This window comes from Pseudomonas sp. SP16.1 (assembly GCF_052682975.1).
In genome coordinates this window covers 4,220,771-4,241,178 of record NZ_JBQYFZ010000001.1, presented here as the reverse complement: position 1 = coordinate 4,241,178, position 20,408 = coordinate 4,220,771, and the positions used below count along the sequence as shown (strand labels likewise).

16 protein-coding genes and 1 tRNA gene are annotated in these 20,408 nt (G+C 65.0%); 10 read left to right on the top strand and 7 right to left on the bottom strand.

The genetic code is table 11. From position 1 onward, the window contains the following. Positions 1–1,512: 1,512 nt before the first annotated feature. From ACUTAF_RS20015 to ACUTAF_RS20000, 4 genes are all read left to right on the top strand, one after another. Complete coding sequence (locus tag ACUTAF_RS20015) at positions 1,513–1,776, top strand: BPSL0761 family protein (RefSeq protein WP_060499449.1); 264 nt, start codon at positions 1,513–1,515, stop codon at positions 1,774–1,776. 29 nt (positions 1,777–1,805) lie between these two features. Then, positions 1,806–2,336, top strand: a complete 531-nt coding sequence (locus ACUTAF_RS20010) for a DUF6088 family protein (protein WP_445581625.1) — start codon at positions 1,806–1,808, stop codon at positions 2,334–2,336. A 37-nt stretch (positions 2,337–2,373) separates the two neighbouring features. Further along, positions 2,374–3,333: an IS1595-like element ISAchd1 family transposase gene (locus ACUTAF_RS20005; RefSeq protein ID WP_445581624.1), complete on the top strand. Its 960-nt coding sequence runs from the start codon at positions 2,374–2,376 to the stop codon at positions 3,331–3,333. 475 nt (positions 3,334–3,808) lie between these two features. Next, a protein-coding gene (locus ACUTAF_RS20000; protein WP_445581623.1) for an IS3 family transposase occupies positions 3,809–4,965 on the top strand; the annotation gives its coding sequence in 2 pieces (ribosomal slippage) (positions 3,809–4,069 and positions 4,072–4,965; 1,155 coding nt in all). A gap of 978 nt (positions 4,966–5,943) precedes the next feature. Here ACUTAF_RS20000 and ACUTAF_RS19995 read toward each other — a convergent pair. Continuing rightward, positions 5,944–6,020 (bottom strand) — tRNA-Arg (locus ACUTAF_RS19995). A 436-nt stretch (positions 6,021–6,456) separates the two neighbouring features. Here ACUTAF_RS19995 and gabD point away from each other — a divergent pair. After that, positions 6,457–7,908, top strand: a complete 1,452-nt coding sequence (gene gabD / locus ACUTAF_RS19990; RefSeq protein WP_445581622.1) for an NADP-dependent succinate-semialdehyde dehydrogenase — start codon at positions 6,457–6,459, stop codon at positions 7,906–7,908. A 169-nt stretch (positions 7,909–8,077) separates the two neighbouring features. Beyond that, positions 8,078–9,358: a 4-aminobutyrate--2-oxoglutarate transaminase gene (gene gabT, locus ACUTAF_RS19985; RefSeq protein WP_445581621.1), complete on the top strand. Its 1,281-nt coding sequence runs from the start codon at positions 8,078–8,080 to the stop codon at positions 9,356–9,358. Between the two features lie 153 nt (positions 9,359–9,511). On the opposite strand, the gene ACUTAF_RS19980 is transcribed toward gabT, so the two are convergent. Then, on the bottom strand, positions 9,512–9,874 hold the full coding sequence (locus tag ACUTAF_RS19980) for a cupin domain-containing protein (RefSeq protein ID WP_445581620.1): 363 nt from the start codon (positions 9,872–9,874) through the stop codon (positions 9,512–9,514). A gap of 24 nt (positions 9,875–9,898) precedes the next feature. Continuing rightward, a complete protein-coding gene (aptA, locus tag ACUTAF_RS19975) occupies positions 9,899–11,215 on the bottom strand; it encodes an omega-aminotransferase AptA (protein ID WP_445581619.1) in 1,317 nt (438 codons plus the stop codon). A gap of 226 nt (positions 11,216–11,441) precedes the next feature. Between aptA and ACUTAF_RS19970 the strand changes: the two genes are divergently transcribed. Beyond that, positions 11,442–12,935 carry an aldehyde dehydrogenase gene (locus ACUTAF_RS19970; RefSeq protein ID WP_445581618.1) on the top strand — a complete coding sequence of 498 codons (1,494 nt, stop codon included), beginning with the start codon at positions 11,442–11,444 and terminating at the stop codon, positions 12,933–12,935. 142 nt (positions 12,936–13,077) lie between these two features. Then, positions 13,078–14,229, top strand: coding sequence for an MFS transporter (locus ACUTAF_RS19965; protein ID WP_445581617.1), 1,152 nt, complete (start codon positions 13,078–13,080; stop codon positions 14,227–14,229). On the opposite strand, the gene ACUTAF_RS19960 is transcribed toward ACUTAF_RS19965, so the two are convergent. Continuing rightward, positions 14,226–15,770, bottom strand: a complete 1,545-nt coding sequence (locus tag ACUTAF_RS19960) for a phospholipase D family protein (RefSeq protein ID WP_445581616.1) — start codon at positions 15,768–15,770, stop codon at positions 14,226–14,228. The genes ACUTAF_RS19965 and ACUTAF_RS19960 overlap by 4 nt on opposite strands. A 58-nt stretch (positions 15,771–15,828) precedes the next feature. Then, entirely contained in the window at positions 15,829–17,253 is a 1,425-nt protein-coding gene (locus ACUTAF_RS19955) for an aminotransferase-like domain-containing protein (RefSeq protein WP_445581615.1), read from the bottom strand. Between the two features lie 172 nt (positions 17,254–17,425). Between ACUTAF_RS19955 and ACUTAF_RS19950 the strand changes: the two genes are divergently transcribed. Next, the gene (locus ACUTAF_RS19950) at positions 17,426–17,650 is read left to right on the top strand and encodes a DUF1127 domain-containing protein (RefSeq protein WP_445581614.1); all 225 of its coding nucleotides are present in this window, start codon (positions 17,426–17,428) and stop codon (positions 17,648–17,650) included. Positions 17,651–17,841: 191 nt separating this feature from the next. Here ACUTAF_RS19950 and ACUTAF_RS19945 read toward each other — a convergent pair whose 3' ends face one another. Next, entirely contained in the window at positions 17,842–19,155 is a 1,314-nt protein-coding gene (locus ACUTAF_RS19945; protein ID WP_445581613.1) for an NAD(P)/FAD-dependent oxidoreductase, read from the bottom strand. 181 nt (positions 19,156–19,336) lie between these two features. Between ACUTAF_RS19945 and ACUTAF_RS19940 the strand changes: the two genes are divergently transcribed. Beyond that, positions 19,337–19,690: a YkgJ family cysteine cluster protein gene (locus tag ACUTAF_RS19940; protein WP_445581612.1), complete on the top strand. Its 354-nt coding sequence runs from the start codon at positions 19,337–19,339 to the stop codon at positions 19,688–19,690. Between the two features lie 176 nt (positions 19,691–19,866). Here ACUTAF_RS19940 and dadR read toward each other — a convergent pair whose 3' ends face one another. Beyond that, positions 19,867–20,355 carry a transcriptional regulator DadR gene (gene dadR / locus ACUTAF_RS19935; RefSeq protein WP_013713454.1) on the bottom strand — a complete coding sequence of 163 codons (489 nt, stop codon included), beginning with the start codon at positions 20,353–20,355 and terminating at the stop codon, positions 19,867–19,869. Positions 20,356–20,408: the final 53 nt, after the last annotated feature.

Sequence of the window (20,408 nt, the reverse complement as noted above, 5' to 3'; positions counted from 1 at the left end):
TGGGTGACTGCCCGCACTCATGATGCCGCTCAGCTGAAAGCTCTGCAGGTCGGGGCGCTCACGAAACTCCGGTCAATTGAGTTGCACCATGGCCGAGCCGATCTCGCGCTCGCCAGATTCCGGTCTGATGACGCGACCAGGAGCGCTCGGCTTTTCCGGTTGCGCTGGAGCGTATGGTCGGGGCTGGGTGACTGCCCGCACTCAGGATGCCGCTCAGCTGAAAGCTCTGCAGGTCGGGTCGCTCACGAAACTCCGGTCAATTGAGTCGCACCATGGCCGAGCCGCGATCTCGCGCTCGCCAGATTCCGGTCTGATGACGCGACCAAGAGCGCTCGGCTGTTTCCGGTTGCGCTGGAGCGTATGGTCGGGGCTGGGTGACTGCCCGCACTCAGGATGCCGCTCAGCTGAAAGCTCTGCAGGTCGGGTCGCTCACGAAACTCCGGTCAATTGAGTCGCACCATGGCCGAGCCGCGATCTCGCGCTCGCCAGATTCCGGTCTGATGACGCGACCAAGAGCGCTCGGCTGTTTCCGGTTGCGCTGGAGCGTATGGTCGGGGCTGGGTGACTGCCCGCACTCAGGATGCCGCTCAGCTGAAAGCTCTGCAGGTCGGGTCGCTCACGAAACTCCGGTCAATTGAGTCGCACCATGGCCGAGCCGCGATCTCGCGCTCGCCAGATTCCGGTCTGATGACGCGACCAAGAGCGCTCGGCTGTTTCCGGTTGCGCTGGAGCGTATGGTCGGGGCTGGGTGACTGCCCGCACTCAGGATGCCGCTCAGCTGAAAGCTCTGCAGGTCGGGGCGCTCACGAAACTCCGGTAAATTGAGTCGCACCATGGCCGAGCCGCGATCTCGCGCTCGCCAGATTCCGGTCTGATGACGCGACCAGGAGCGCTCGGCTGTTTCCGGTTGCGCTGGAAAGTATGGTCGGGGCTGGTTGACTGCCTGCGCACAGCATTCCGGTCAGACAGCGACACAGGGAAATTCACCACTTACTGCGCGGTTTACAGGGCGACGGGAGTCCAGCGCTCGCCCCAGTTTTGCATCCACCGGAATTTGCCGAGCGCCTTGGATCACAGGAACACCTTCGCCGAAATAGTCAAATGAACCCTCATTTCCTAATCTGGGAGCTGACGAAATTTGCGGCATCTACGTTAGCGCAGCGGAACATCGAGTTACCGTGTGTCTCGTAAGTAATCGGGAGCGCACGTTGATGAGATGGTTTTTCGTGGTGATGCTTTGCGGTGGGGCAGGTCTCTGGCTAAGCGCCCAATATCAAGTTCCTCAATGGTTGCTTTGGCTCCTGCTGGCGCTGGGAACCACGCTGTGGGGCCTGGCCAAGTGGATGGAACAACAGGAGGCCGAGACGGAGCGCGATCCTGATCGCAGGTGCTGATCAGGATTGGGCCGTATTGAATCTCCCAATGGCCGCAGCGCTGAACTATTCGCAGTGTGGTGGACGATGGTGAGCCAGCTACCCGGGGCTTTGAGTTCATGACCAGGAGATAACGAGATTGACCCTCCCTTACGAAAGAACACGCGCCATCCTCAAAACAGAGGAGTTCCTGCGTGAACTCTCCCGTCATTCGGGGTTACCGCAGGATATCCGCAGCTATGCGAAAAGCCTGCTCAGGCACTATCCATCTGCCGATCAAATTTTCTCGCTGGGGCGCCTTGAGGAATGTCTGGTAAACGAAGCGCTTGAAGATGAATACCGACGGCGGGTAATCGCCTTCCACCAGCCGTTGCTCTGCTCGTCGCTGGAGTCGACACGATAGCAATGTCCCGCCCTCATTCTGAGCCGCCGGTGTCTCACCTCGTCACGCAGCGGGTTAAGTTTCTGCGCAAGGGGAGGCCTTTCAGCATCAGGTGTCTTGCAGGGCTTGGTTCGAGCTCGGCCATCTCCAAGGCAGTCGCCCAGCTTGTTCGCCGTGGCGAGCTTGAGCGTGTGTATCGTGGCATCTACATGCGGCCGAAATACAGTCAGTACACTGGTCGGGTTCATCGTCCTGGGCCTTGGGACTTGGTGAATCTGATTGCCAGGCAGAACCGTTGGAAGCTGCAGATCCACGGCGCTGATGCCGTGAGACGTTTCGGGCTGAGTACACAGATGCCGGTCATCCCGATCTATTACACGAGCGGCTCCAGTCGATCTCTATTCGTGGGGAAGGCCGAGATCAGGCTCGTGCATGCCGCTCCGATGGTGATGCAGTGCGCAGGAACCAAAGTGGGGATGACCATCAGCGCTCTGTTTTATCTCGGCAAAGGTGGTACTACGCCGGAGTGTGTTGCTGTAATAAAAAAGGCTCTGTCTGAGTTAGCTGTTGCAGTGGTCTAAACTGAATCGTGATCTTTCCCAGCATGAGGGATCTATCATGAAAGCGGTTCAGTTTTCGCGGTGGATGGCACAGCTCTCCAGCCTCAACCCAGAGCAACGCGACCAGTTGAGATCCAAGCTCTTGCCAGCTGCCAGGCACTCGCAGGACGCAATCAAGGCCCCAAGTCATTGCCCGCATTGTCAATCGCGGGAACTGCGCCCCTGGGCTTCCAGTGGTGACTTGCCGCGATACCGCTGCAAGGTTTGCGGTAAAACCAGCAATGCCCTGACGGGCACCCCAATGGCGCGACTGAGAAAGCGCCATCTCTGGCAAGACTATGCGGACGCACTGACCCAGAGCCTGAGCGTGCGCAAGGCCGCCGTTCATTGTGGCGTCAGCAAAAACACAGCTTTCCTGTGGCGACATAGGTTTCTTTCGCGGATTGCCGATCACCAGGCCCAGCACGCGTCAGGCATTGTTGAAGCAGATGAAACCTTCTTCCTGGAGTCCTTCAAGGGGCAACGCGAACTGCCTCGACCGCCTCGTCGGCGCGGTGGCAGCGCCAAACGACGCGGACTGTCTGCCGAGCAAATCCCTGTGCTGGTGGTAAGAGATCGCAGTGGTCAGCAGGCAGACTTCAAGTTGGAAAAGCTGGATGCACAGCACATAGAGGAGCGGCTACGCCCGCTGATAGACGCGGATGCGATTCTCTGTACTGACAGCGCAAGTGTCTACGCCCATTTCGCCAAGGTTGAAGGCATCACTCACCGACCGATTAACCCGAGCCAGAATCGACGGGTTGATGGTGCTTTCCACATCCAGAACGTGAATGCCTACGACAGCCGACTCAAGAGCTGGATGATTCCTTTTCATGGTGTAGCCACCAAGTACCTAACGAACTATCTGGGCTGGCGCCGCCTGCTTGAGCGCTACAAAACACAGCTCAACCCATTGATTTGCTTGAAAGAGGCGTTGGGGTATAGGGATATGCAACAGCTAACTCAGACAGAGCCATAAAAAAAGCTCTCAGCCCTGAAGACCTGAGCAAAATAGTGGCCTGCAGAATGCCGAAATGGATGCGCGCAGCGCTGGAGACAACATGAGCTGGTAAGAAGCAGCCAGACACTCCGTTTGGCTGCCTATCCCTCTATCAGAGTCGGACCTGGATCTATTGCTGGCTGCCCTTCTCCATATTTATCCGCGCCCTGCGTATAAAGCTCACCGACACATTGAACCGGCGCGCAAGCTCTGCATCAGAAACGCCCCCGAACTCCGATGCAATTTCGGGGGTTATTTCTGGCAGCGGTCGTTTGTACGACTGTATTCCAAGCTCCTTGCGCTTTTTCTTGACCGGGAAATTGCTGACGCCGAGCCGGTCAGCAACCTCTGTGTCCGGCATTCTTCCTAGCAGTGCTATGGCCTCGCTGGTGGTCTGTCCCGGGCTGAGTGGACACTGACTTAAGGTGGATAATGCCCACCGCAAGGAGTATTCATGACCCAGACCAGACGACGTTTTCCCGAATCCTTCAAACGCGAGGCGGTAGACCAGGTGCTTGCCGGTACACCGCTTCGTCATGTCGCTGAGACGCTCGGCATCGCTGAAAGCCTGCTGGGCAAATGGAAGCGCCAGTACGAACAGCAAGGTGACGATGCCTTTCCGGGCAATGGCAAGCAGCGCGGTGAGAGTGCGGAGCTGCGTCGGCTACGCCAGCAACTGGCTCAGGTCACCATGGAGCGCGATGTTTTAAAAAAGGCGCTCGCCATCTTCTCGCAGCCCACGAAGTGAAGTTCCGCGCCATCGAGGCGTTGGCCGGTCGCTATCCCGTAGCGCCGATGTGCCGGCTGCTGCGGGTATCCCGCAGCGGCTTCTATGCCTGGCAGCAGCGGCCACCTTCGGCGAGAGAGATGGCGAATCGGCGTCTGAGCAAGGAGATCCGCACCATCCACCATGAAGTGAATGGGATCTATGGCCATCGCCGCATCAAGGCCGAGTTGGCGGCCATGGGGCATGCGTGTGGTAGACACCGGGTTGCTCGACTGATGCGCGAAGCCGGTCTGCGCGTTCGCTCGCGCAAGCGCTGGCGGCTGGTTTCCAGCAGTCGTCATGCTCTGCCGATTGCCCCGAACCACCTGGATCGCCAGTTCGCCTCGGATCGCGCCAATCGGCACTGGGTCTCGGACATGACCTACGTGCGGACGGCCCAAGGCTGGCTGTATCTGGCCGTCGTGCTCGATCTCTATTCACGCGCCGTTGTCGGTTGGGCGATGCACCACCGCATGCAGCAGGCCTTGGTACACGCCGCGCTGGAGATGGCCGTGGCACGCCGACAGCCGAAAGAAGAGGTGCTGCTGCACTCGGATCGTGGCAGCCAATACTGCGCGTACGACTACCAGGCCTTGCTTCGGCGCCATCGCATCGTGCCCAGCCATTCACGTCCGGGGAACTGCTGGGACAACGCCGCGATGGAGAGCTTTTTCCGTTCGCTGAAGGCCGAGCGGGTGTACCTGACGCGCTACGCCAGTTACCAGGAGGCAAAAACCGACCTGTTCGACTACATCCGCTTTTACAATCACCGTCGGCGCCACTCGACGTTGGGCTATCTCAGTCCGATGGAATTTGAGCGGCGAAATGCGAGCAGTAGCTCTTAACTACCTGTCCACCAGTTCCGGGGCAGACCAACGCGCTATCTGCGCTTGGAGCAGGCCGGGCGTGTTTTTGAGCAGTCAATATCGGAGTCCACTGGGTTTACGGTGGTTGGACGAAGGGCATTTACGATTAGGCAGATGGCTGGCGCCTGAGATGATGCCCGGCCGCTAACGTTCATTTGCGACAGGTTGTGCAGTTGTTCGTCGGTTTGCCAGGCGCTGTGGCACCTCGATACGGCCCACCACGCGTTCTCGACCAAAAACAGCAGGCTGCTTGGGTTGACGAACTTTTGACAAGTCAGCGTCCTGTGCAGGTCTGATATGCAATTTGTGACCAGCCCAGATCGACGGTTCCCGTAGACGCTGATTGATTCGATGGATTGGTGCCCCGTCATGTAGGCGATGGTCTTATCGCTCTCGCTGGAGGCTTTTAGGTTTGAGCCCAATTGGTGGCGGAAGCTTTTCAGGGCTGGGTGCTGCTTGCGCCTTGGCCACAGCGCTCTGCACTCTTTGCGTAGACGATCCCGAATAGCTGTATTGGTACGTTGGCAGATACGCATACATTTCGCTGCGCCCGCCACAGCCTGGAGCACCGCAGGGTCGTCAATGACCAGTGTTCTGTCGGAGCCCCTATCCTGCGGGACGCTTTTTCCGCCGATGACATGGATGTTGGATTCCACGGCCCTCCGGCCACCCGCCTGGGCAGGCAGCGACGCAAGATTTCTTCACTACCATCGACTAGTAGCTGCAGCTCGATTTATGGCTAGTACTCAAAATCCCCGCTCGCAAAATAGGGCGCCAGACTTTGAGGCACGGTTTAGGCACAGAATTGGCACAGCCCGAAAATGAGTCGAAAAGGAGCGCTGCGGGCAGTACTCACCACAATCTGAGTATCCGCATGGAGATCAATTTTGAGAGATTAGCCAATTCGGGATCTGGATCGGCAGAGCCTTAGGAAAAGGCTTTTAAATCATACAGATATGGCGCACCAGGCGGGATTCGAACCCACGACCCCCGCCTTCGGAGGGCGGTACTCTATCCAGCTGAGCTACTGGTGCGTATGTGTTGCGGCGGTCTATTTGACCATTAGCTAACACCCTTCTCAACTCGACGAGTATTGCCTTCGGAGGGCAGTACTCTATCCAGCTGAGCTACGGATGCGTTGCGGGCGCAATCATACGCATCTCGGCCTTGGGCGTCCATGCCCGCCCCGTTCGCGATATCGAACGGGCATGCGAATATCGCCAGAGCCTTTGCCGGCGCATCCTGGCGCTGAACATTTCGTTAATTTTTTCGAACGGGCTATTGCCCTTTATCCGCGTCGACCCTAGGATTCGTTTGAGATTTCAAACGGGCTGCAGGCTTATCCGGAACAACCGGCGTGGCGGCGGCTCTGAATCCTTGAGACAGGCGCCTGCGGCGCTTTCCGGGCCTTGCCCACGACTCCAACGAGCACTCGCCGACGCCTGGGTGTCGGGACTGAAGGAGACTGCCATGCAACTGAAAGACACCCAGCTGCTGCGCCAGCAGGCCTATATCGACGGCCAGTGGCTGGACGCCGACAGCGGCCAGACCATTGCGGTGAACAACCCGGCCACCGGCGAGATCATCGGCCATGTGCCGAAGATGGGCCGCGCCGAGACCCGCCGCGCCATCGAGGCCGCCGAAAAGGCGCTGCCGGCCTGGCGCGCGCTGACCGCCAAGGAGCGGGCGAACAAGCTGCGTCGCTGGTTCGAGTTGCTGATGGAGAACCAGGACGACCTCGGCCGCCTGATGACCCTGGAGCAGGGCAAGCCGCTGGCCGAGGCCAAGGGCGAGATCGCCTATGCCGCCTCCTTCATCGAGTGGTTCGCCGAGGAAGCCAAGCGCGTCTACGGCGACGTGATCCCTGGCCACCAGCCGGACAAGCGCCTGATCGTGATCAAGCAGCCGATCGGCGTGACCGCGGCCATCACCCCGTGGAACTTCCCCGCCGCGATGATCACCCGCAAGGCCGGCCCGGCCCTGGCCGCCGGCTGCACCATGGTGATCAAGCCGGCCTCGCAGACGCCGTTCTCCGCCTTGGCCCTGGTCGAGCTGGCCGAGCGCGCCGGCATCCCGAAAGGCGTGCTCAGCGTGGTCACCGGCAGCGCCGGCGAAGTCGGCGGCGAGCTGACCAGCAACCCCATCGTGCGCAAGCTCTCCTTCACCGGCTCGACCGAGATCGGTCGCCAGCTGATGGCCGAATGCGCCCAGGACATCAAGAAGGTATCGCTGGAGCTGGGCGGCAACGCGCCGTTCATCGTCTTCGACGACGCCGACCTGGACGCCGCGGTGGAAGGCGCGCTGATCTCCAAGTACCGCAACAACGGCCAGACCTGCGTCTGTGCCAACCGCATCTATGTACAGGACGGCGTCTACGACGCCTTCGCCGAGAAGCTGATCGCCGCCGTGGGCAAACTGAAGATCGGCAACGGTCTGGAAGACGGCACCACCACCGGACCGCTGATCGACAGCAAGGCCGTGGCCAAGGTGCAGGAACATATCGAGGACGCCGTGGGCAAAGGCGCCAAGCTAGCCCTGGGCGGCAAGCCGCATGCCCTCGGCGGCACCTTCTTCGAGCCGACCATCCTGCTCGACGTGCCGAAAACCGCAGCCGTGGCCAAGGAAGAGACCTTCGGCCCGCTGGCGCCGCTGTTCCGCTTCAAGGACGAGGCCGAGGTGATCGCCATGGCCAACGATACCGAGTTCGGCCTGGCTTCCTACTTCTATGCCCGCGACCTGGGCCGCGTGTTCCGCGTGGCCGAGGCGCTGGAGTACGGCATGGTCGGCATCAACACCGGGCTGATCTCCAACGAAGTGGCGCCGTTCGGCGGGGTCAAGGCTTCCGGCCTGGGCCGCGAAGGCTCCAAGTACGGCATCGAGGATTACCTCGAGATCAAGTACATGTGTCTGGGCGGCATCTGATGGCAAGACGGGGCAAGGTGCGAAAGAGCGTGCGGCGCCCCGGTTGTAAGTCGTAACCCTATTGCGTCCCCGCCGGAGCGGCCCAGTCGATCATCGCATGCTGGACCGTTCACCCGCCGGGGACTTCATCCTTCAACCGAGCCGCCCGATGACGGCCAATGAGGACCGCATGAGCAAGACCAACGAATCTTTGATGCAACGCCGCACCGCCGCCGTTCCGCGTGGCGTGGGCCAGATCCACCCGATCTTCGCCGCCAAGGCGGAAAACGCCACCGTCACCGACGTCGAAGGCCGCGAGTTCATCGACTTCGCCGGCGGCATCGCCGTGCTCAACACCGGCCACCTGCACCCGAAGATCATCGCCGCGGTGCAGGAGCAGCTGACCAAGCTGACCCACACCTGCTTCCAGGTGCTGGCCTACGAGCCCTACGTGGAAGTGGCGGAGAAGGTCGCCGCGCGCGTGCCGGGCGACTTCGCCAAGAAGACCCTGCTGGTCACCACCGGCTCCGAGGCGGTGGAGAACGCGGTGAAGATCGCCCGCGCCGCCACCGGCCGCGCCGGGGTGATCGCCTTTACCGGCGGCTATCACGGTCGCACCATGATGACCCTGTCGCTGACCGGCAAGGTCAACCCCTACTCGGCCGGCATGGGCCTGATGCCCGGCGGCGTGTACCGCGCCCAGTATCCCTGTGCGCTGCACGGGGTCAGCGTCGACGACGCCATGGCCAGCATCGAGCGGGTGTTCAAGAACGATGCCGAGCCGCGCGACATCGCCGCGATCATCATCGAGCCGGTGCAGGGCGAGGGCGGCTTCTACGTCGCGCCGAAGGCATTCATGCAGCGCCTGCGCGCGCTGTGCGACCAGCACGGCATCCTGCTGATCGCCGACGAGGTGCAGACCGGCGCCGGGCGTACCGGCACCTTCTTCGCCATGGAGCAGATGGGCGTGGCCGCCGACCTGACCACCTTCGCCAAGTCCATCGCCGGCGGCTTCCCGCTGGCCGGGGTGTGCGGCAAGGCCGAATATATGGACGCGATTGCGCCCGGCGGCCTGGGCGGCACCTATGCCGGCAGCCCGATCGCCTGCGCCGCCGCCCTGGCGGTGATGGAGGTGTTCGAGGAAGAGAAGCTGCTGGATCGCTCCAAGGCGGTCGGCGAGCGCCTGGTCAGCGGCCTCAAGGCCATCGCCGCCAAGCACAAGGCCATCGGCGACGTGCGCGCGCTGGGTTCGATGATCGCGGTGGAGCTGTTCGAGAACGGCGACCTTTCCAAGCCGAATGCCGCGCTGACCGGGCAGGTCGTCGCCAAGGCGCGGGAGAAGGGCCTGATCCTGCTGTCCTGCGGCACCTACGGCAACGTGCTGCGCGTGCTGGTGCCGGTGACCGCGCCGGACGAACAGCTGGACAAGGGCCTGGCGATCATCAAGGAGTGCTTCGACGAGTTGGCCTGACGTTTCCACGCCGTCCGGATGCTGTACCCAAGACCCGCGCAAGCGGGTCTTGTTGTTTCGGCCGGCAAGCCTCTCCCACAATCCGGGGCATTCTCTCCACGGATAAAAAAGCCCGCACGAGGCGGGCCAAAGGGTGACGTACAACAGGAGTCGTTACTTGGCCTGCTCGAAGATCACGTAGACCTTGCGGCAGGCCTCCAGCACCTCCCAGGTGCCGGAAAAACCGGCGGGAATCACGAAACGGTCGCCGGCGCGCACGGTCTTGGCGTTGCCCTCGGCGTCGCGGATCACCGACACGCCCTGGAGGATCTCGCAGTATTCGTGCTCGCTATAGTTCACCGTCCACTGGCCCACCGCGCCCTCCCAGATGCCGGCGTTGAACTGGCCGCAGGGGCTGGCGTAGTGGTTGCGCACGCTTTGCTCGGGGTCGCCCTTGAGGACTTTCTCCGGCGCCGGTCGGTAGTGCTCGGCTGCGGTGCCGGCCTGGGCGAAGTCGAGGATCTGCTCGATTTTCATCTTCTGCTTTCCTGGTTGAAGCGATCAGTGGGCGGCCTGGCGGATGGCGTCGGCGAGCCGCTCCACCAGGCTGTCGATATGCGCCTTCTCGACGATCAGCGGCGGCGACATGGCGATGGTATCGCCGGTCACCCGCACCATCAGGCCATCCTGGTAGCACTGCTCGAACACCTGGTAGCCGCGCTTGCCGGCGCCGGCCTCGCTGGGCGCCAGCTGCACGCCGCCGACCAGGCCGACGGCGCGGATGTCGATGACGTTGGGCAGCTCGCGCAGGCTGTGCAGGCCGTCCTGCCAGTAGCGCTCCAGCTCGATGGCCTGCTCGAACAGACGCTCGCCCTGGTAGATGTCGAGGGTCGCCAGGGCGGCGGCGCAGGCCACCGGATGGCCGGAATAGGTGTAGCCGTGGAACAGCTCGATGCCGTCCGGGCCGTGCATGAAGGCGTCATGGATTCTTTCATCGACCAGCACCGCGCCCATCGGGATGGCGCCATTGGTCAGGCCCTTGGCGCAGGTGATGATGTCCGGGATGACGCCCCAGCGCTGCGCGGCGAAGGCCTGGCCGACGCGGCCGAAACCGGTGATCACCTCGTCGAAGATCAGCAGGATGCCGTGTTTCTGGGTGATCTCGCGCAGGCGCTGCAGGTAGTCCACCGGTGGCAGGATGACCCCGGCCGAGCCGGACATAGGCTCGACTATGACCGCGGCGATGTTCTCGGCGCCGTGCAGGGTCACCAGGCGCTCCAGCTCGTCGGCCTTGTCCGCGCCGAACTGCGGCAGGCCGCGGCTGAAGGCGTTGCGGGCGAGGTCCAGGGTATGTGGCAGGTGGTCGACGCCCGGCAGCTGCAGGGGGAAGGCGCGGCGGTTGTTGACCATGCCGCCGACCGAGATGCCGCCGAAGCCGACGCCGTGGTAGCCCAGCTCGCGGCCGATCAGGCGGGTGCGGCTGCTTTGGCCGATGGCGCGCTGGTAGGCCAGGGCGATCTTCAGCGCGGTGTCGGCCGACTCCGAGCCGGAGTTGGTGAAGAACACCTTGTTCAGCCCGGCCGGGGCGATCGCCGCCAGGCGGCTGGCCAGCTCGAACGGCAGCGGGTGGCCCATCTGGAAGGTCGGGGCGAAATCCAGCCTGGCGATCTGCTTGCTCACCGCCTCGCTGATCTCGCGCCGGCCATGGCCGGCGTTGCAGCACCACAGGCCGGCGGTGCCGTCCAGTACCTGGCGCCCGTCGCTGGCGGTGAAATACATGCCCTCGGCGCTTTCCAGCAGGCGCGGCTTGGCCTTGAACTGGCGATTGGCGGTAAAGGGCATCCAGAAATCGTCGAGCCGGGTGTTGTCTATTGTCATGTCAGCTACCGAAACGCGAGGTGGGAAGGGTGCGCGTGGCGGCAGTCTATGTTTAAAAAAACGAACATGACAAGGGGGTTTTCCTGGCCTTTGTCAAAAATATTGAAAAGGTGCAGCCCTCTGGTTTAGTGTGGCGCACAGGATTTGGCCACTTCGCTGGCCTTGCAGAATTATTTACAGTGCGCGCCTCGGCGAGGCGCCACCTCCACCCCTAGAGGATGCCGGAATGACTAGCCTGACTCGTGCCGACTGGGAACAGCGCGCCAAGACCCTGACCATCGAAACCCGCGCCTTCGTCCACGGCCAATACCGCCCGGCGGAGTCCGGCGCCACCTTCGAGTGCATCAGTCCGGTGGACGGCCGCCTACTCGGCCTGGTCGCCAGCTGCGACACCGCCGACGCCGAGATCGCCGTGCGCGACGCCCGCGCCGCCTTCGACTCCGGCGCCTGGTCGCGCCTGGCACCGGCCAAGCGCAAGCAGGTGATGATCCGTTTCGCCGAGCTGATCGAGCAGCACGGCGAGGAGCTGGCCCTGCTGGAAACCCTGGACATGGGCAAGCCGATCGGCGACTCGCTGAGCATCGACGTCGCCAGCGCCGCCAATGCCCTGCGCTGGAGCGGCGAGGCGATCGACAAGATCTACGACGAAGTGGCCGCCACCAGCCATGACCAGCTGGGCCTGGTGACCCGCGAGCCGGTCGGCGTGGTCGCCGCCATCGTGCCGTGGAACTTCCCCCTGCTGATGACCTGCTGGAAGCTCGGCCCGGCGCTGTCCACCGGCAACTCGGTGGTGCTCAAGCCGTCGGAGAAATCGCCGCTGACCGCCATCCGCATCGCCCAGCTGGCCATCGAGGCGGGCATCCCGGCCGGCGTGTTCAACGTGCTGCCGGGCTTCGGCCACACGGTCGGTAAAGCGCTCGCCCTGCATATGGACGTCGACACCCTGGTGTTCACCGGCTCGACCAAGATCGCCAAGCAGCTGATGATCTACGCCGGCGAGTCGAACATGAAGCGTGTCTGGCTGGAGGCCGGCGGCAAGAGCCCGAACATTGTCTTCGCCGACGCCCCGGACCTCAAGGCTGCCGCCGAAGCCGCCGCCAGCGCCATCGCCTTCAACCAGGGCGAGGTGTGCACCGCCGGCTCGCGCCTGCTGGTGGAGAACTCGATCAAGGAGCAGTTCGTGCCCATGGTGGTCGAGGCGATCAAGGCCTGGAAGCCGGGCAACCCGCTGGACCCGGAAACCAACGTCGGCGCCCTGGTCGACACCACCCAGATGAACAACGTGCTGAGCTACATCCAGGCCGGCCACGACGACGGCGCCAAGCTGGTGGCCGGCGGCAAGCGGGTGCTGGAAGAAACCGGCGGCACCTATGTCGAGCCGACCATCTTCGACGGCGTGAGCAACGCCATGCGCATCGCCAAGGAGGAAATCTTCGGCCCGGTGCTGTCGGTGATCGGCTTCGACAGCGAGGAGGAAGCGGTGGCCATCGCCAACGACACCGTCTACGGCCTGGCCGCGGCGGTGTGGACCAGCAACCTGTCGCGCGCCCACCTGGTGGGCAAGGCGCTGCGCGCCGGCAGCGTGTGGATCAACCAGTACGACGGCGGCGACATGACCGCGCCGTTCGGCGGCTTCAAGCAGTCCGGCAACGGCCGCGACAAGTCGCTGCACGCCTTCGACAAGTACACCGAGCTGAAGGCTACCTGGATCAAGCTGTAAGACTGCGAAACGGGCGGCATCGCGTCGCCTGAAGGTCCGCCCTTCGGGGCCGGTTCGTCATGAACCAAACCTGCGGCCGGGTTTCCTTGGGAAATCCGGCCGTTTCGTTTTAGCCACGGCCACGACATAAAGGAGTCTGGCAATGCGTTGGGGAACCTACTTCGCCGTCTGCGCGGCGGTGATCAGCATCGGCCTGGCGCTGGGCGTGACCATGCCGCTGGTGTCGCTGCGCCTGGAAGGCTGGGGCTACGACTCCTTCGCCATCGGCGTGATGGCGGCGACGCCGGCGGTGGGCGTGCTGCTCGGCGCCGCGCTGGCCGGGCGCCTGGCCGCGCGTTTCGGTACCACCACGCTGATGCAGCTGTGCCTGCTGCTCGGCGCGCTGTCGGTGGCGGGGCTGGCGCTGGTGCAGGACTACGCGGTGTGGGTGGCGTTGCGCCTGTTCATCGGCGTGGCGCTGACCGTGGTGTTCATCCTCGGCGAAAGCTGGATCAACCAGTTGGCGGTGGAGAAGTGGCGCGGCCGCCTGGTGGCGCTGTACGGCACCGGCTATGCCCTCAGTCAGCTGTGTGGGCCGCTGCTGCTGACCGCCCTGGGCACCGCCAGCGACAGCGGCTTCTGGACCGGCGTCGGCCTGCTGGTCGGCGGCTCGCTGATCCTCCTCGGCCGCAGCGGCGCGCCGCAGGTGGATGCGCACAGCGCCTCGGGCCGCGGCCTGCCGGCGTTCTGCCGCAAGCTGCCGGCGATCGCCTGGGCGGTGATGCTGTTCGCCGCGTTCGAGGCGATGATGCTGACCCTGCTGCCGATCTACGGCCTGCGCCAGGGCTTCACCCAGGAAGTGGCGCTGCTGATGGTCAGCGTGGTGGTGGTCGGCGACGCGGTGCTGCAGCTGCCGATCGGCTGGCTGGCCGACCGCATGTCGCGGCAGACCCTGTTCCGTGGCTGCGGCCTGGTGCTGCTGCTGTCCAGCCTGGCGATCCCGCTGCTGCTGCACACGCCGCTGATCTGGCCGCTGCTGGTTACCTTCGGTGCCAGTGCCGGCGGGCTGTTCACCCTGTCGCTGATCCTCATCGGCGAGCGTTACCGCGACGATGAGCTGGTGCGCGCCAATGCCCACGTCGCCCAGCTGTGGGGCATCGGCTGCCTGATCGGACCGCTGAGCACCGGCGCTATCAGCCAGTGGGTCAGCGGCCATGCCCTGCCGCTGCTGATGGCCACCGGGGCGGCGGTATTCGTCGGTCTGGCCTGGCGCGGCGGGGACTGGACCGCGGCGGAGGCCGAGGGCAGCTCCTAGAGCATCCGTTCCAGGCCGATCAGGTCGGCGAACCAGGCGTTGAAGCGCCGCCAGGCGCTGCCGGGCTCGCGCGCCAGCTCGTGCAGGCGGCCGTCGTCCTCGACCCGCCAGCGCAGCTGGCCGTCGACCAGGCGCACCTCGTAGCTCAGCGCCGGCTGCATGCCCTGCAAGGCCAGGCGGCGCACCTGTTCGCTCAGCTGCGGGCTGTCCACCAGCACGCCGACCTCGGTGTTCCACAGCAGCGAGCGCGGGTCGAAGTTCAGCGAGCCGACGAAGGCATAGCGGCGGTCCAGGACCATGGCCTTGCTGTGCAGGCTGGCGTCGGAGCTGCCGCTGAAACGGTAGGGCCCGCTGCCACTGCCGCCGCCGTCCGGCTGGCGACGCAGCTCGAACAGGCGCACGCCGTGTTCCAGCAGCCCGCGCCGGTAGGGCGCATAGCCGCCGTGCACGGCCGGCACATCGGTGGCTTCCAGGGCATTGGTCAGCAGGCGGATGCTCACCCCGCGGTCGGCATGCTCGGTGAGGTAGCGCATGCCGTCTTCGGCTGGCACGAAGTAGGCCGAGATCAGGATCAGCTCCTGCTGCAGTCCGTCCAGCTTGGGCGCCAACTGGCTGGCCAGCAGCAGCTGCGGGGCCGGCTCGCCGTCGGCCAGCACCTTGGCCGGTGCGTCCCACAGCGCCCAGCCGGAGGCCCAGGTCAGCTCGTCCAGCCAGTGCGCCAGGCGTGGCCGCTCCCGGTAGGCCAGCAGGTGCCGGTACGCCTCGCGTTGCTCCTCGCGCGCCCGGACCAGATAGCCGCGCAGGCGCTGGCGGGCCTTGGCCAGGTCGCCCTCGTCCGGCGGCCAGAGCAGGAACTGCTGGATCGGCTTGCTCAGCCTGTGGTTCCAGTACTGGTCGAAGCTGTGCGCCAGCTGCTCGGCCACCGGACCGACGGCGAGCAGGTCGATGTCGGTGAAGTTGCGGCTGGGCTCGGCATCGAAATACTCGTCGCCCAGGTTGCGCCCGCCGACGATGGCGACGCTGCCGTCGGCCAGCCACAGCTTGTTGTGCATGCGCCGGTGCTGCCGGTCGAGGTTGAGGGCGCGGCCCAGGGTGCGGGTGACGCCGGTGGCACGACCCAGGTGCAGCGGATTGAACACCCGCACCTGGATATTGCGGTGGGCGGCGAGCAGGGCGATCTGGTAGTCGCGGCCGTCGCTGCTGGTGTCGTCCAGCAGCAGGCGCACGCGCACGCCGCGGTCGGCGGCGGCGAGCAGCTCGTCGACCAGGGTGCGGGTGCTGAGGCCGTCGTGGACGATGTAGTACTGCAGGTCGAGGCTGCCGCGTGCGGCTCGGATCAGCTCGGTACGGGCGGCGAAGGCCTCGTCGCTGGCGGCCAGCAGGCGAAAGCCAGACTGGCCCTGGTGGCGCGCGGCCAGGGCCTGCAGCTGGCGGCCGAAGGCCGAGGCGTCCGGCGCCAGCGCCTGGCTGGTGTGGATCGGCGGGGTGCTGATGCAGGCGCTCAGGACCAGCGGCAGGGCGAGCAACAGGGTGTGGCGCACTGGGGCCTCCACATGACGGCGTCGCGTTCTCTTCAGACGCGCGCGGCCGGCTAAAGATTCAGGCGCAAAGCTCGCCCAGCAGCTCGGCGACAGTCGCGCCGACCTGCCGCACCGCCGCCTCGATGGCCGCGCTGGGCGGCTCGGCGTAGTTCAGGCGGATGCAGTTGCGGTACTTGCCGGCGGCGGAAAAGATGCTGCCCGGCGCCACTTGGATCTTGTGCGGCAGCAGCGCGCGGTTGAGCCGCTGGCTGTCGAAGCCGGCCGGCATCTCCACCCACAGCATGAAGCTGCCCTGCGGCCGGCTGGCGCGGGTGCCGGGCGGAAAGTAGCGGCACACCCAGTCCACCATCAGGTCGCGGCTGCGCAGGTACTGGGCGCGCATGCGCCGCAGGTGCGGTTCGTAGTGGCCGGCTTCGAGGTACTCGGCCAGCGCCAGCTGCGGCAGCTGCGCGGTGCTGCCGGTGCCCATGTACTTCATGTGCAGCACCTGCTCCAGGTAGCGCCCGGGGGCGATCCAGCCGACCCGCAGGCCCGGCGCCAGGGTCTTGGAGAAGGAGCTGCAGAGCAGCACGCGGCCGTCCTCGTCATAGGACTTGATGGTGCGCGGACGCGGGTAGGCGTAGGCCAGCTCGCCGTAGACGTCGTCCTCGATGATCGCCACGTCGTGGCGCTGCGCCAGCTCCAGCAGGGCGCGCTTGTTGGCCTCGGGCATGATGTAGCCGAGCGGGTTGTTGCAGTTCGGGGTGAGCTGGATGGCCTTGATCGGCCACTGTTCCAGGGCCATCTCCAGGGCTTCCAGGTTGATCCCGGTGAGCGGGTCGGTGGGCAGCTCCAGGGCCTTCATGCCGAAGCCCTTGAGCGCCTGCATCACCCCGTGGAAGCTCGGCGAGTCCACCGCGACTATGTCGCCGGGCTGGCAGATGGCGCGGATCGCCGCCGACAGCGCCTCGTGGCAGCCGGTGGTGATCACCAGCTCCTCGGCGGCGACGCGGCAGCCGGAGTCGAGCATCAGTCGCGAGATTTGTTCGCGCAGGCGCAGCTCGCCGCGGATGCAGCCGTAGGTCAGCACTTCCGGGTCCTGGCGCCGCGCCTGGCGCGCCAGCATGCGCAGCAGCGGCTTGAGCGTCGGGCTGCCGATATCCGGGCGGCCGCGGCCGAGCTGCAGCAGTTCGCGCTGCGGCGAACTGCTGATCAGCGCCAGCACGTGGTCCCACTGTGACACCTCCACCGGCCGCTGCGCCGCCCGGCCGACCTGCGGCAGCGCCGGCACCTGGCGTTCGGCCGGGACGAAGTAACCGGACTTCGGCCGCGGCGTGGCCAGGCCCTGGTCCTCCAGGTGGCGGTAGGCCTGCTGCACTGTGCTCAGGCTGACGCCATGTTCCTGGCTGAGGCTGCGCACCGAGGGCAGGCGGTCGCCGGGGCGGTACAGGCCCTGTTCGATGCGCGCGCCGAGCAGTTCGGCCAGGTTCAGGTAGAGGGTCATGACAGTGCCTCGCTGGTGGTTGCCGCAACCGGTACAGATGGCGGCGAAAATTCCGATTCAGTCGCGCAGTGGCAGAAACTGTATGGAGTTAATAAGGTTTTTTTGAATCTGTCATGGCTTTTTTGCCTGCGCCATCCTGAGCTCCCATGGGCACTGCGGGAAGGAGAAGGCGATGAACGGGTTCAGCGAGATAGGCGTAACGAGCGTAGGACGGCCGCTGCAGTCGCAGCAGGCGAAAGGCGAGACGCGTTACTTCGGCCGCGACTGGCCGGCCTTCTGGCGGCGCCTGCACACCCGTCGCGCGTTGCTCGGGCTGGACGACGGCCAGCTCGCCGATATCGGCCTGAGCCGCGCCGAGGCCGAGCGCGAGGCGCGCCTGCCGTTCTGGCGGCTGTAGGCAGGCGAACGGCCGGCGGCGAGGGATCGAACGAGGCCAAGCCGGGTGTAGGAGCCCCTCCCCGGGGCGAAGCCTTGGGATTGTGCGCCGTCGCCCCTGCTGCATTCGCCGCGGGGCGCGGCTCCTGCAAAGAATGCGTCGGCTGGGGAGCTAGGTCAGACGTGTAGCCCGGATGAAATCCGGGGCAATCCCTACAGCAGCTCCTTGAGCCGGTGCCAGGCCATGCCGAGGGCCAGCAGCGGCGAGCGCAGGTACCTGCCGCCGGGGAAGGTCATGTGCGGCACCTTGGCGAACAGCTCGAAGCCGCGGCTCTCCTGGCCGGCGATGGCCTCGGCGAGCAGCTTGCCGGCCAGGTGGGTGGCGTTGACGCCATGGCCGGCGTAGGCCTGGGCGTGGAACACGTTGGGCTGATCCTTGAGCCGGCCGATCTGCGGCAGGCGGTTGGCGCCGATGCCGATCATCCCGCCCCACTGGTAGTCGATGCGCGCGCCTGCCAGCTGCGGGAACACCTTGAGCATCTTCGGCCGCATATAGGCGGCGATGTCTGCCGGATCGCGCCCGGAATAGTGGCAGGCGCCGCCGAACAGCAGGCGCCGGTCGGCCGAGAGGCGGTAATAGTCCAGTGCCACGCGCTGGTCGCACAGCGCCATGTTCTGCGGGATGATCGAACGCGCCTGCGCCTCGGACAGCGGTTCGGTGGCGATCACGTAGCTGCCGGCCGGCAGCACCTTGCCGCTCAGGGTCGGCTCCAGGCCGTTGATGTAGGCGTTGCAGGCCAGCACCAGGTACGTGGCGCGCACCTGGCCGCGGGCGGTGTGTACGCGCAGCTCGCGGCCATGGTCGATGCGGATTACCGGCGAGTCCTCGAACAGCTGCACGCCCAGGCTCGCGGCTGCCGCGGCTTCGCCCAGGGCCAGGTTGAGCGGGTGCAGGTGACCCGAGCCCATGTCGATCATGCCGCCGCAATAGCGCTCGGAGCCGACCACCTCGTGCATCTGCTCCGGCTCCAGCAGGCGCAGCGGGTGGCGGTAACCGAGGCTCTCCAGCTCGGCCTTGTCTTCGGCGAAGCCGTCCAGGTGCTCGGGCTTGTTGGCCAAGTCGCAGTAGCCCCAGGTCAGGTCGCAGTCGATCTGGAACTCTGCGACGCGCTGGCGCACCAACTCCACCGCCTCCAGGCCCATCAGCTTGAGTTCGCGCACCCCATCGGCACCGATCACATTCTCGAACTGCTCGACGCCGTGGCCGACGCCGCGGATCAGCTGGCCGCCGTTGCGCCCGCTGGCGCCCCAGCCGACCTTGTGCGCCTCCAGCAGCGCCACCTTCAGGCCCTTGCGCGCCAGCTCGATGGCGGTGTTCAGGCCGCTGAAGCCGCCCCCGACGATGCATACGTCCACCTGCAGCTCGCCGCCCAAAGGCGGGTAGGCCAGCTGGCGATTGACGCTGGCGGCGTAATAGGAGGCGGCGTGCTGAGGGCCGTGAACCGGCTGGTGAACGCGGGCGTTCATGTGCGAAATCCTGATTTCTGTGTGTGGAAAATTCAACGCAGCATAAGCGCGGGATCCATTCTGCGCCAAGAGGCAAGTGGAAAATCGCCGCAGAAGTGCCGTAGGGTGTCGCAGGGCCGCCTAGGTCGTGCGCACCGATTCGAGCGGGTACACTGCCGCGACTACTCCAGGATACCCAGGCATGAGCTGCACCGACCGCAAGATCGACCACCTGCGTCGGCAGATCCCGCGCTTCGCCTGCGTGCCCGGCTGCCACGACTGCTGCGGGCCGGTCACCGCCTCCTCGGAGGAACTGGCGCGCCTGCCGGTCAAGAGCGAGGCCGAGCACGACGCGGCGCTGGCCGCATACGACTGCGTGCATCTGGGGCCGAACGGTTGCGAAGTGTATGACCAGCGCCCGCTGATCTGCCGGCTGTTCGGCACCACGCCGAACCTGCCGTGCCCGCACGGTCGTGGCCCCGAGCAGCCGATCGAGCCGGCGCTGGAGCGCCAGGTGCATCGCCTGATCGCCACCACCCGGCAGCGGCTTTTGTAGGGTGTGCCGTGCACACCAGCTTTTCGAGGCATAGGGAGTCGCGGGCTAGGCCTTGAGCGCCGGCGTTCCAAGCATTGCTGCGCACGGCGCACCCTCCGGACGAGGCTGTGAGTAGGGTGGATAACGCGAAGCTTATCCACCAATGGCAGCACTAACGCGTCGCGCGACAGCCGCTGTTACTCCGGCACCGGCAGCGCCAGCGACTCCTTCACCTCTTCCATGACGATATAGCTCTTCGACTCGCGCACGTGCGGCAGCTTGAGCAGGATGTCGCCGAGCAGCTTGCGGTAGCTGGCCATCTCGTTGATCCGCGCCTTGACCAGGTAGTCGAAGTCACCGGACACCAGGTGGCATTCCAGCACGTGCGGCAGCTTGAGCACGGCGCGGCGGAACTCCTCGAAGGTGTCGCCGGACTTGTAGTCCAGGCTGATCTCGACGAACACCAGCAGGTTGGCCTTGAGGTGCTGCGGATTGAGCCGGGCGTGGTAGCCCATGATGATCCCCTCGCGCTCCAGGCGGCGCACGCGCTCGGTGCAGGGGGTGGTGGACAGGCCGACCCGCTCGCCCAGTTCGGTGAAGCTGATGCGCCCGTCCTCCTGCAGGATACGCAGGATGTTGCGGTCGATCTTGTCCAGTTCGCGACGACTCTGATGCTGGGTTCTCATGGTGAATCCGCCTCTGTGAAAGCGATTTTTGCCAAGAATTCTCGCCAAATATA